Source organism: Streptomyces sp. NPDC031379, assembly GCF_055569615.1.
Window position 1 is genome coordinate 280891 of the sequence record NZ_JBVIIT010000003.1, and the last position, 12547, is coordinate 293437.

At 70.6% G+C, this 12547-nt stretch carries 10 protein-coding genes; 1 reads left to right on the top strand and 9 read right to left on the bottom strand.

The features are described from left to right. Window positions 1-53: 53 nt before the first annotated feature. Entirely contained in the window at window positions 54-1034 is a 981-nt protein-coding gene (locus ACZ5CW_RS06180) for a LysR family transcriptional regulator (protein WP_468598837.1), read from the bottom strand. Between the two features lie 862 nt (window positions 1035-1896). Between ACZ5CW_RS06180 and ACZ5CW_RS06185 the strand changes: the two genes are divergently transcribed. Continuing rightward, window positions 1897-3138, top strand: coding sequence for a L,D-transpeptidase (locus tag ACZ5CW_RS06185; protein WP_468598838.1), 1242 nt, complete (start codon window positions 1897-1899; stop codon window positions 3136-3138). Between the two features lie 231 nt (window positions 3139-3369). Here ACZ5CW_RS06185 and ACZ5CW_RS06190 read toward each other — a convergent pair whose 3' ends face one another. The 8 genes from ACZ5CW_RS06190 to ACZ5CW_RS06225 are packed head-to-tail and all read right to left on the bottom strand — an operon-like array spanning window position 3370 to window position 12496. Then, complete coding sequence (locus ACZ5CW_RS06190; protein WP_468598840.1) at window positions 3370-3831, bottom strand: hypothetical protein; 462 nt, start codon at window positions 3829-3831, stop codon at window positions 3370-3372. Beyond that, the gene (locus tag ACZ5CW_RS06195; protein ID WP_468598842.1) at window positions 3818-5098 is read right to left on the bottom strand and encodes an Hsp70 family protein; all 1281 of its coding nucleotides are present in this window, start codon (window positions 5096-5098) and stop codon (window positions 3818-3820) included. Before ACZ5CW_RS06195 ends, ACZ5CW_RS06190 begins: the two co-directional genes overlap by 14 nt. Further along, window positions 5095-7293 (bottom strand): dynamin family protein, encoded by a 2199-nt coding sequence (locus tag ACZ5CW_RS06200; RefSeq protein WP_468598843.1) that lies wholly within the window; start codon window positions 7291-7293, stop codon window positions 5095-5097. The genes ACZ5CW_RS06195 and ACZ5CW_RS06200 overlap by 4 nt, the downstream gene beginning before the upstream one ends. A gap of 6 nt (window positions 7294-7299) precedes the next feature. After that, window positions 7300-7878, bottom strand: coding sequence for a hypothetical protein (locus ACZ5CW_RS06205; protein WP_468598845.1), 579 nt, complete (start codon window positions 7876-7878; stop codon window positions 7300-7302). Further along, window positions 7875-8696: a C39 family peptidase gene (locus tag ACZ5CW_RS06210; protein ID WP_468598847.1), complete on the bottom strand. Its 822-nt coding sequence runs from the start codon at window positions 8694-8696 to the stop codon at window positions 7875-7877. The genes ACZ5CW_RS06205 and ACZ5CW_RS06210 overlap by 4 nt, the downstream gene beginning before the upstream one ends. Further along, window positions 8693-10396 carry a dynamin family protein gene (locus tag ACZ5CW_RS06215; RefSeq protein ID WP_468598849.1) on the bottom strand — a complete coding sequence of 568 codons (1704 nt, stop codon included), beginning with the start codon at window positions 10394-10396 and terminating at the stop codon, window positions 8693-8695. The genes ACZ5CW_RS06210 and ACZ5CW_RS06215 overlap by 4 nt, the downstream gene beginning before the upstream one ends. 4 nt (window positions 10397-10400) lie before the next feature. After that, a complete protein-coding gene (locus ACZ5CW_RS06220; protein ID WP_468598850.1) occupies window positions 10401-11660 on the bottom strand; it encodes a hypothetical protein in 1260 nt (419 codons plus the stop codon). Then, window positions 11657-12496: a PP2C family serine/threonine-protein phosphatase gene (locus ACZ5CW_RS06225; protein WP_468598852.1), complete on the bottom strand. Its 840-nt coding sequence runs from the start codon at window positions 12494-12496 to the stop codon at window positions 11657-11659. Before ACZ5CW_RS06225 ends, ACZ5CW_RS06220 begins: the two co-directional genes overlap by 4 nt. Between the last annotated feature and the right edge of the window lie 51 nt (window positions 12497-12547).

Genomic DNA, 12547 nt, shown 5'->3' on the forward strand with positions numbered 1-12547 from the left:
ATCTGGGATATAACCGCGGAGCTATAGGGCACCGGGAACCGCGGCCCGATCGGTCACATGCCCTCGCCGAGGGCGAACTCCTTGCCCCCGTCCTCCCACCAGGCCAGATACCGGGGCCGCTGCCGCACCAGCGACAGATAGGCGGCCAGCAGACGCTCGCACGCCGCGTCGGCGAGTCCGGGCGGAACCGATTCCGTGTTCCAGGCCAGCAGCAGCCGCCGGTGGAACGGGACGTCCACGAGCGGCCGTTGCACGGTGCCGGGGGCGGAGACATCGGCGGTCGGCCACACGCCGCAGACAGCACGCCGGCCGGCGACCAGGATCTGCGCCACGGACAGGTCCGGCGTCACATGAGCGATGCGCGGGGTGAATCCCGCTGCCTGACAGGTGAGATGGAGGTACGCGTGCACACCGCTCTCGTCGGCCTCGGGCATGACCCACTCCTCGCCCGCCAGTTCATGGAGGCTGACCATCTCCTGGCGTGCCAGCGGGTGGTCCTCGGCGAGCAGGACGAAGACCGGCTCGCGCAGCAGTGTGCGCGTCGCCACCGACTCGCCGACCGGAAGGGGGAAGCCGGGGAACTCGCCGAACACCGCGATGTCGCATTTCGACAGGCTCAGCGATCTCACCAGGGTGTGCACGGAGCGGCGGGCATCAATGGTGAGCCGGCGTTCCGGGACGAGTTCGAAGAGGGCGGAGACCAGCAGGGACACCAGCGCGCCGGCGGTTCCGCCCGCCCTCAGCGGCGCGGCGGCCTGTCTGTCCGCCTCGGCCGCCGATCGCGCGTACTCGCGCATCCGGTCGAAGCCGACGACGAGGTCACGGGCGCAGCGCAGGATGTACTGTCCGTTCTCGTTCGGCGTCACCCCGTCGGCGCCGCGGACGAAGAGCGGGCCGCCCAGCTCGTGTTCGATCCGCTTCAGCTGAGCGCTCGTGGCCGGCTGGGAAAGCTGCAGCCGTGCGGCGGCCTTGCGGATGCTGCCGGCCTCGGCGACGGTGAGCAGGACACGGAGGTGCCGGAACTCGAGGTGCATGAACATTCCCCGCTCAACGCGGAGGGAGCCATACACCCCCCGTGACCAGCAGAACCAGCTGCCCGAGGGCATGGTGACCAAGAATCCGACGGACCCGTGGGGGTGGCAACCACGGGACGGTAAAACCTATGTGCGAAGGCGGCGGTGCGTCACCGGCACCAGATCGCGAGGGAGGTCCTGGTCTCGGAGGGCAGCGGCGGTGCCTCCTTGTACCCGCGGTGAGAAGTACGTGCCCTCGTACGCGACCACGAGACGTCGGCAGCCCTCCTCGTTCGTCGGCCAGGTGGTCGGTGCGGATCGCCGTGGCGAACGCAAGGCGTCGATGCTCCGGCGCAGGGTCCGGACGTCGGGCAGGTGGTCGAAGGCGATGCGGACGGGCCGCGTGGTGCCGACGGTGACGGTGAGCAACAGGTCACTGAGCAACAGGTCACTCGGCCGAGCCGGGTCAGTGTGAAGCGACGGTGTGCGGTGCGTTTGCGCAGCGCGCGCTCCGGAATGGTGATGCGTCGAAGGATCTCCCCGGGGGCGAGGGCATCCGCCCCTGTCCTGGCAGCACCCCCCCAGGCCGGCGACCCCCTCCAGGCACTCCGCCGCCCGAACCGCGGGTTCGACGCCGCGCTCATGTCTTCCGGGGCACGAGCAAGGGAGAGCGCAACCGCATCAAGATCCGCGTGCGGACCGCCATCGACTCCCAGGACCAGTTCCAGGCCCGCGACAACCCCGCGGCGTGTTCGACGATGCGTGGCCTTCACCACAAAATGCTCTTTTCTGGGCACAGCCATGCCCATAAGTGGTTAAAGATGGATGGGCGCCTTCGGCGATCAGCACAGGGATACAAAGACCAGCGGCATGGGAGAAGCGATTGATCACGCTGTGTAAACGACGCACCGGCCTGGTGACTACAGCCGGCGTGCTCGGCGGCGTACTCGCAGTCACGGCCCTGGGTGGTACCGGCAACGCCGCCACCAGCGGCAACGACGCCGGGAACCCCCCGCAAGCGCAGGTGCGCGGAAATCAGACAGGCGCCCAGGAAGCTTCCGACGCCCGAATAGAGATCACGCCCGGGCAAGGTGCCTACAACGTCGGGATCGACGACCCGGTCGATGTCACCGTCAGCAACGGCCACCTCACCAAGGTGACCATGATCGCCGTCGCAACCGGTGCCGAGATCCAGGGCACTCTGTCCGCGGACGGCACCTCCTGGAAGCTGAAAGGCCGGCTGGCACGGGCCACCAAGTATCAGATCGCTGCGGAGGCCGAGGACGCCAAGGGCCGCTCCGTCACCGGTAACGCCACGATCACCACGGTCTCCCCGGCCAACGACTTCATCGGGCACCTCTCCCCCCAGGACGGCTCGACCGTCGGCGTGGGCATGCCGGTGACGGTCAACTTCGACAAGGCGATCAGCGACAAGGCCGCCGTGCAGTCGGAGATACAGGTCAGCTCCAGCAGCGGCCAGCGGGTCGTAGGTCACTGGGTCAATGACCACCGCCTGGACTTCCGCCCCGAGCACTACTGGAAGCCCGGCCCCACCGTCACTGTCGATCTCAACCGCGACGGCATCCAGAAGGCGGTCACGTTCAAGATCGGCCGGAGTCAGATCAGCACGGTCGACGCAAAGACGAAGCAGATGACCGTCGTCCGGGACGGCAAGACGATCAGGACCATCCCGATCTCGTCCGGCAGCCCCGAGCACCCGACGTACAACGGTCAGATGGTGATCTCCGAGAAGTTCAGGCAGATCCACATGAACGGTGCGAGCGTCGGCCTCACGGAGAAGGACGGCAAGCCCTCGTACGACATCAAGGCCGTACCGCACGCCATGCGCCTGACCGATTCGGGCACGTTCATCCACGGCAACTACTGGGGTGCCGACTCGGTCTTCGGCAAGGTCAACACCAGCCACGGCTGCGTGGGCATGAAGGATGTCAGGGGCGGCGGCGACGGCAAGCAGCCCGCCGCGTGGTTCTTCGACCACTCGATGATCGGTGACGTCGTGATCGTCAAGAACTCCGAGGACAAGACCACGCTGGCCCCGGACAACGGCCTCAGCGATTGGAACATGCCGTGGAGCGAGTGGGCCGCGGGCAGCCCAACCACCTGACACCACGCCGTCGAAGTGGGCCGGCTGCTCCGCCGCCAGGTCGCAGTCCTCGCCGACGGTGAGCAGGGCGGCGACCGCGGCGGCGTTCAGCACGAGCGTGCCGCCGTCACGCAGCCCGAGCCGGACGCAGCGCTCGACGGGTGCTGTCCCATCCGGGTCAGCGAGAACGCCTGCATCCCCGAGGTGCTCGACATCACCCACCGGCACGTCCAACGCCTGTGTCAGGATCTCTTACAGCCCGAACTCCCGGTGGCACCAGGTGAACAGATCACGAGCTTCGTCGAGCCATCGGTCGGCCAGCGCATCGAACGCCTGCTGGGACAGCGCACAGACCAGTGGCAGCGTACGGATGCCGCTCAGGTACGCGGGTTGGCCGGCGCCGAGGTTGCAGACCGCGAGCATCGGGGCCAGCCGATCGACGTTCCAGGCATTGGCGGCGGCCGCCGCGAGAGCGATCCGGTCCTCTGTCAGATAGCGGTCGTCCGTGACCAGCACCAGCAGCAGTTCGTTGCGTGTCGTCGTGAACGCCACAGTGATCCTCCGCCGGGCGTCCGCGTGGTCCAACCCGACCGTCACAGAACTCGCATCGGCTTCGAGGGGAAGGCCGTGCCGTGCCCCCCACGTGCGCACCAGCCGATGCCAGTGATCGGCCAGCGCGAGCCCGTCGGACGACGGAACGTCAGGTTCGGACACGTCGTACCGCCTGCAGCACCAAACGGTCGGTCAGACCGGCGTCCAGCAGAGTTCTGACCCCTGCCGGGAGCGTACGCACCGGACGGGGCTGTCCCGGCGGCGCGTCGGGAAGGGACGGCGGGGCGGCCACCCGGGCGGGAACCGCGTCCCGGGCGAGCCAGGCCGCCCCCTTGGCCACCGCGAGTTCCGGCTCGGACACATCCATCACCGGCCGCCCGGAGCGGGCGGCCAGCAGTTCACCGACCATCGGAAGCCGGGAGCTGCCGCCCACCGGGACGATGAGGTCGAGATCCGCCCAGCCGAGGCCGTGGGCCCGCAGCACTCGCTCGCACTCCGCGACAGTGTCCGACAGCAGCGGGCGGATGGCCTCCCTCAACTCGGCCTGGGTGATCGTGACCTCAACAGGAGGATCGAGCATGGTGAGCAGATCGGTGTGCTCCGACGAGACGGACAGCTGCTGCTTGAAGGCTGTGCACACCTCCGCGAGCTGCGTCCTGCGACGCAGCACGCCCGCGCCGCGGCCGGAGGACCGCACCGAATCCAGGGCGGCGGCGGGACAGCGGGCCCTTATCAGGCCGAGGACCGCCTGATCGATGGCCAGCCCGCCGACATGGGGCAGACCGCCGGGGGAGCCGAGAACGGTGAGGCCGTCCCGGGTCCCCCGGCCGATCGCCAGGTCGAACGTGCCGCCACCCAGGTCGTACACCAGGATGGTCCGCTCCCGGTCCATCCCGTGGTCGTGCAGGGCGTGGACGGCGGCCGCCACCGGCTCCGTGTGCACTTCCACCGTCCCCCGCGGAAGGCCCGCGGCTTCGGCGGCGTCCACCATGAGCCCCCTGCGGGCTCGCTCCCATGTGGCCGGAACGCTGATCCCCACCCGGTCCGGCTCGGCCCCGACGGCACGGCGGGCCTGTGCCACCAGGAAGCCGAGAACCCGTGCGGTCAGCTCCTCGCTGGTGAAACGGCGCTCGCCGAGCCGGTGCGGGAACGGCTCGCCGAACTCCCGCTTGAATTCGGCCCGGAAATACTCGGGACGTCGCAGGCGCGCGTTCTGGGCCGCCTGCCCCACCACCATGGATCCGTCGGGCAGCAGACACACGGCGCTGCGTACCGAGGTGGCCCCGTGAGCGCTCACGGGGTCGCGCACCGGCAGCGGGGGGTGCCCCTGACGCAGTACCACCAGGGCGGAGGTCCAGGTGCCGAAGTCGATGCCGTAGACCACGCCATGGCGGTGGCCCGCTGTTTCGCTGGTCGTGCCGTCGGTCATGGTGTGTCGAACTGGTCGGGGTCGAAGGACGCGCCGATCTCCGGCGGCAGGGTGGTGTCGACTCCCGCCGGATCCGAAGGGGAGTCCATCCCGGTGACATGGGTTGCCTCCTGGCCGGGGACGGCGATCGCCGTGTCGGCCGGGACGTCCTGGCCCAGCACGTGCAGTGAAGCATCCAGGGCGAGGTCCACCGCGACCTCGCCGGCCATCGCTGCCGCCGTGGCCCCGGCCATGGCGGCAACCCCAGAGGATGTGGCCGGTGCGGCGTGCGGCGGCACCCCTGGCGGCGCCGAGCGCGGTGCCGGTTCCGTCGGCGCGGGCCGCGGTGCGGAGGGTGCTGCCGACCGCGTGGCCAGGCGGTCCACGCGGGAGCGCAGCCGGTCGAGTTCCCCCTGCAGGCGGCGGTAGCGCTCCTGGCGGGTACGCAGTTCACCGCGCCTGTGTGCGTGGGTCTCCTTGGTCTGTCGGCTCGTCTCCTGGAGTCTGCGGCACGACTCGGTCAGCGACTCCTGCTGGGCGGCGAGTTGGGCGTTCAGTTCCTTGACCATGGACTGGGCGATGTCCCCGTACGCCTGTTGAAAGGATTCGGAGGCGTGCCGCCGGTTGGCGGCGATCTCCTGGCAGACCAGCTGGAGCAGCCGCGCATCGCGCTCGCGCTGGGCACGCTCGCGCAGATCCTGTCGGTGGTTGCGGACGCCGTGGACCAAGCCCATCAGGCCCAGCCCGGTCGCCACCACCATGCCGCTGAACGGTTCGATCATGGCGACGCCGGCTCCCACTCCGAGGCCCGCCATTCCTGTGGACCAACTCGCCCGGATCTGGTCGAAGACGCGGGCCGGCCGGACGTTGAGCGGCACGGTCGGGACCGCGATGCTGGGGGTGAAGGGAGGCTGGGGCGCCTCGGGCGACGTGAGGCGGAGACTGGTCAGCCGGGCGAAGTCCTCCATGATCTGCATGGCCACGCCGGCCAGCCGGTCACGTGCCTCGGTGAGTGCCCCGTGCATGCCGGAGGCGACCTCGTCGATCAGCTCGTCGGAGCCCGGGTCGGCTCCGGCGGACACGTTCTCCTGGTAGCGGCGCAGCACCGTGTCGAAGGCGTCCTGAAGCGCCGCGCGGGCCTGCCGGGTGTCCACCTCGAAGCGCCGGGTCAGCTCGGTGCGCCAGCTCGCGCTGCCGGAACTCAACTGCGTGAGCCGGGCGGTGGTCTCCTCGACCTGGCCGCGGATCCGCCGGAGGGACTCGTCGGACTCCAGCGCGGCCAGCTCGTTCACCAGCGGAGATCCCGCCGTCGTCAGGGCGTCGCCCAGTCCGTCCAGCGCCTGCCGAAGCTGTGTGGCCCAACTCGTGGTGGCGAGCCCCTCCCACAGCTCGTGCTCCAGTTCCGGGAATCCCGAGTCGGCGAGCAACCGGTCGTCGGTGCGGTCCCTGAGCCATTTGAGCTTGCGGAAGGAGGACACCGGCACGATCACCAGGTCGTCGGCCGGCCTTCCGGTGCGTACCGCGAGCTTCTCGCGGGCGCCCGCCACCACCGGGCCGGCATCCCGCACCTTGTCGGTCTTGGTGACGGCGGTGACGACCACCTCGCACTTCTCCAGGGCCTCGCCCAGGAAGTCCAGCTCGTACGTGGCGGGCGGCTCGATCGCGTCGCAGACGAACACCAGTCCGTCGGCTCGCTCCAGGAAGGCGCGGGTGGCCGCCGTGTGTTCACCGTTGACGCTGCCGACCCCGGGGGTGTCGACGACCACCAGGCCCTCTTCCAGTCGCGGTACCGGGGCCTGGATCTCGACCAGCCGGACGTTCTTGTGATTGCCGGGGTTGCCCTGCTCCGTGACATACTCGGCAAGCTCCGGGAGCGGCAGCTCCAGCCGCGTGAGGCCCCCGGCGCCCGTGTCCCCGAGGTGCACCACCGCGCGCTCCTTGGCTCCCCACGCCAGCGTGGACACCACACAGGTGGCCACGTCGACATCCACCGGGAACAGACCGGGTCGTTCCACCAGCGCATTGAGCAGGGACGACTTGCCGCGCTTGTACTCACCGACCACCACCACGTGACAGGTGCCGGCTTCCAGGCGTTGCCTGGACCGCGCGAGCAGCTCCCGCTGCCGGGGGCCCAGCTCGTCCAGCAGTTCGTCGAGGACTTTCGGATAGGCGGCCAGCACGTCGGCGCGAAGACGACTGATGGCGTTGTGCCGCATGGTGGTTCACCCTTCGTCGGGCGGATGGTCGCCGGGCAGGTACTGCCGGAGGAACTTGGGCGCGAGTCGCCGGTAGTAGGGGACGAGACACGGCTCCAGCAGCCGGCCCAGCAACGCGCGGAACTCCGCGGTCACCGCCCCGTCGGGCTGCTGCCCGAGCGAGAACGCGGCGAAGAGTTCGTCGTACATGCCGAACAAACGGGTGCGCAGCGCGCGGTACCCGGCATGGGACAGCCCCTCTACGGCGGGATGGGGGAATCGGCCAACGGGGTGCGCCCACTCCTGCCGCGAGCGGTGCGGCTCCTTGAAGCGCAGGTCGGAGTACTCGACGAGGCGCCCGGTGGACCAGTCCAGGGTGGCAGTGGCGAACGGCGGGAAGAGAGCGGCGCCGCCGGCCGGATCGGGGCGCAGGACGAACAGCGGCAGCCGGGCGAAGACCCGCGGCTCGCCGTCCTGGATCACCGCGATGGGAACGGGCCAGGCGATGCCGCACTCCATGGGCGCGACCTCGCGCATGGTCCGTGAGCGGCGCAGTGTCCTGACGAGATCCTCGCAGCGCGGCAGATCACGACCGGTACGGGTCATGCCGGCACCACCCCGGGGGAACCGGCTGCCACCAGCAGGTTGCCGGAGTCCTGCCACGCCCCCAGGAACTCGTCCAACGGGACTTCCAGGCCCTGTCCGTCCGGATGCCCGGAATCGTTGAGGATCACCATGGGGTTGGCCGGGTCGCTGTGGTCGAACCCGGTGACCCACACGGCGTGGTCGGCACCCTGGCCCGGGATGCCCGGCACACCGCCCACGGGGTCGTCGGCCGGGTCGAAACCGGGGGTCCAGATCTCGCTGGAGTCGAGCCCCACGATGGCAGCCCCGCCGCTCGCGACCACCTGTTCCAGCTGCTCCAGGCTCGCCCCTTCGACATGCTCGACCGGGACACCGTGGTGCTCCAGCAGATTCCCCACGTCGTCGGGCGCGGTACCGGATCCGTCGAACCAGCCCATGCTCTCCGCCTCCTGGGTGAGCTGCTCCTCGCTGAACTCCTGTCCGGTGAGATAGGTGAGGACCATGCCCTGCGCGCCGATGGCGCAGGCGTTCTCACCGGTGTGCGGGCGCCACACCTCCATGGCTTCGCCGGGGTTTCCGGAGACCGCCGTCGGATCGCTCTGCTCCGGATCGAAGTTCGGCAGGTCGGGAATGCCGCCGACGGCCGGATCGAGCGCCGGTGCCGCCGCCCCGCTGTCCTCGTGGGGGACCGCCACAGCAGTCGGGTCCATGGGGTCGCCCAGGAGCATCTGATCCGTCAGGTTGATGGGGGACGCCGGGTCCATGTAGTCGGTGAGGTCCACGTCGACCGCGGGGTCGACGCCGGCGCCGGCGCCCGGATCGTCCGGTTCCCAGCTCATCGCGCGGTCCCTTCATCATCGTCGCCGTACAGCAGTTGCCAGGCCCGGCCGATCTGGTCCGCCACCCGCTCGTAGGAACGCAGTACCACCCGCGCCACGGTCAGGGTGGGCCCGTCGACCAGCGGGTCGGAGCACAGGGCGGCCCACTGGGCGGCGTGGCGGCGAGCCGTCGCCAGCAGCGTGTCGACGGGTGCGCCGACGGGCAGTCCCAGCCGGGCCGCGCAGCTGGTGCCGTGTTCGCCGGTGACCGCAAGCAGTTGCGACTCCTGCTCCGCCGTCAGGTCGAGCCCTCCGTCGTAGTACGCGCGCAGCGCGGCCAGTTCCGCCGGCCCCGGATCGGTGACCTGGAGCCGCTCCAGCACAGTGGCCAGCCGGTCCGCCGCGGCGGGCACCGGCCGCCCGGTGAGCTGCGCCGTGGCCCGAAGCCGGGACACCTCGTCGGCGATCTCGCGGCGGCCGTGGTCCAGCTTGATCAGCCCGGCCCGGTTCCCGAAATGCCGCAGCACCAGATCCCGCAGAGCGAGCACACCACTGCTCTCGAGCAGACTCCGCCGTACCGCGTCTTCTCCCAGACCCTCGCGCAGCAGGCCACAGGCCAGAAAGACCCCCCATGCCCCCATCCGGCCGACGAGATCGGCACGGACGACGGCCGGGACCGGTAGTTGCGGATGGTCACGGCCGCAGAAGTGACCGACGTCCTCCATGAGGTCCGCGAGGTGCCGGGGTGGCACCTTGGCCAGTACCGACAGCGGACCGAACGCCTCGGAAGGCATACGCTGGGCGGCGATGCCGAGGAGGCCGGCGACGGGCACGACCGTGCGGAACACGCGTCGCACGGCGGGCCGTCTCGCGTACGAGTCGGCGATGCGGCGAGCGGTCTCCATCGGGTTGTGGTTCAAGGGGTCGGCGGGCATCCCGTCGCGACCGGTTTCGCCGATCGGCGGCCAGTACTGGTCGCTGCGCGACAGCACCCCGAACGCCTTCAGTGGGCTCACGACCGCCCCGTACGCCCCGGCGAAGCTGTCGACCGCCTGCTGGTCGGCCCGGCCCAGACCACGGCTGAACACGAAGACGACCGCGTCGGCCCGGTCCATCTCGGTCGCGCTCAGGTCGTGCACCGACCGGGCGTCCCGGCCCAGTTCCCCGAGCACCCGGGCGGCGTCCTCGCGCTCCACCGGATCGTCGATGCCGAGGAAGGACAGCGTGTTGTCGGCATCGGTGCCGTGTACGCTGCCGAGCCCCGGAGTGTCCACGATCCGGAAGCGGCGCAGCAGCGCGCTGGGCCGGCCCACCTCGACCTTGCGAATGGCACGCAGTTGCCGCAGCCCCGCGGCGTCATGGACCGTCAGCCGCGACAGCGCATCGGGGGGCCACTCCTCGGCCGGACGTCCGTCCTTGAAGTGGACCAGCAACCGCGGCCGCTCCGCGTGGTGGAACTCGGCGACGTTGAAGGTGAGTTCCAGCTGACCGGTCTCGCAGACTTCCTCGCCGAGCAGGGCGTTGACCAGTGTCGACTTGCCGCGCTTGATCTGGCCGGCGACCGCCACCCGCATGGGCTGTGTCATGCGGATCCCCGCGGCGCGGAGGATGACGGGGAGGTTGCCTGCCTCCGGGCCCGTGGGGCCGAGCTCCTCGGCGATTCGGTCGAACACCCCGCTGTGGGGCCCTTCGACGGACGGTGGAAGGAGAGTGTTCGTCATGCCGTCACACCCTCCAGTGGAGGCGCAGGAGGAAGAAGAGCACCACGGCTGCGCCGATCAGAAGGGGTTTGATCCAGTCCGACCAGGGGTCGTCCCCGTTCGGAGGCGCAGCCTGCTGTCCCGGCGGGTTGACGGGATGAGGCGGCGTGACTCCGTGGACGACCGGCCCTGGGGAGGGCGGCTCAGGCACGGGTGGCGGCCCCATGGGGGGTGGCTGCGGCGTCTGCTCAGGTGCGTTGAAGGCGTCGTGCCCCGTCCCGTCCGCCCGGTCGCACCAAGGACAGCGCGCCAGATGGGCCCCGTGGGCGTGCCTCGGCCGCCGCGGGCAGATCGTGATCGCGCCCTGCGCCCGGGACTCCTCCAGAGCCGCGAGCCACTGTCGTGACGTCGGACGCTGCGCTGTGTCGAGCAGCCCCGATCCGAACGCCTGCCGGGCCAAAGTCAGCACGGCCGGCGGGAGTACCGCCGGATCGACCAGGCCGCGCGGGATGATCATCGATTCCGGCCGTACGACGAACGAGCGGCTGGCTGTGATGTTGTCCGAGATCTGGACGTCGTCCTCGCTGTCCCGGGGCACCCCGCCGAACGGGTGATACCCGGCGGTCAGCAGCTGGTAGACCAGGACCGCCAGCGCGAAGTCGTCGCTCGGCACACTCCCGGGCGCGCCCCGCAGCCGCTCGGGGGCGGCGTAGTCGGGTGTGTGGAGGGTCGCGGGGAATGTCTCACCGGTGCCCGGGGCGGTGAAGCCGATCGAGTCGCAGTCGAGGAACGTCGCGAAGCCGCGCTGGTCGACGACCACGTTCTTCGCCGAGAAGTCACCGATGACCAGGCCCTCGTGATGCAGCCTGGCCGTCATGAACGCCAGGTTCCAGCAGACTCCGAGCAGGAACCGCCAGTCGGCCTCGGCGGGGAACCTGCGCAGCCGCTGCTCCCGGTTGAACAGCGCCATGAGCTGGATGTGTTCCGGCCCCGCGAAGCGCCCCATGCCGTAACCGAGGAAACCGCCGTCCGTTCCGTACGCGAGGCCCACCGGCCAGGCCAGTTCGGGGGGTTGGCCCCCGTCCACCGGGCGTCCCGCCAGGGGGTTGAGCGCCAGCATCCGCCGTAGCCGGTGCTCACGCGCGGCGTCGGGCTGATGGTAGACCTTCACGACCAGGTCGTCGGTGCCCTCCACCGGATGCACGGCCGCCTCCAGGCCCGAGCCCAGCGCCTGCTCCAGGAGCACCACCGGCCTGCCGTCCAGAAGTACCCTCCGCCCCGTCACGGCAGCTCCCCTCCGAACCCCGGACCGTCCGTCGTACGGACCGCCCGCACCAGCGTCTTGTCGTCCGCGTTGAGTGCGGTGAGCCGGTCCGACAGCAGCAGCGCCTGCAACTCCCGTGCGTCGGACCGCGGGTCCGGGCCCGGACGGTCCAGCGAGCGCAGCACCGAGGCGGCGAACGAGCGGTTGGCCGAGAGCACCGGTCCTTGCGTACGCGACAGCGCGGCCTGCGCCAGACCGTCGGTGGAGACGACGACGCCGTCCACGCCGTCGTCCCGCACACAGGCGATCCCCACCCTCAGCGCGGCGTCCGCCGAGCTGAGGAACGTGGTCTCGTTGCCGTACTCGCCCGCGGACTCGGACTGCGGCAGCAGATGGAACTGCGGTTCGCCGTCCTCCTCCCCGGCGCGCAGCACCACGAACCCGTCCCCCAGCGAGGTGTAGCCCAGCCAGCCGGGACCCAGCACCACCACGGTGAGGGTGGTGGCGAAGTCCGCCGGGCCGCCCCGGCCGGCATTGCTGCCCGAGCGGTCGCCGGAGAGCGCCCGGGTGCCGTCGAGGAACGCGTCCAGCACCTCCAGGAAGGCATCCTGCAGCTGCCTGCGAAGGTCCTCGGCGGCCCGCGGCACCCTGTCCCACTCGGCCAGACGCGCCCCGTACACCGACGTGGCCAGCTGGACCGCCAGCTGCGCGCCCTCCTGCGAGCGCGGTCTGCTGCCCGCGCCGTCCGCCACCGCCAGGACCGTGATCCTGGAACGGGGCGGCCCGGTGTGCGTCGTCCCCCAGGCGTCCTGGCACGGCATCCCCTGCTGGGCGTGCCGGTACCCCTGCACGCTCATGCCGTGCACCCGCCACGCCCGGCCCTCGACCGGTCCGGTCTCCGTAGCCCG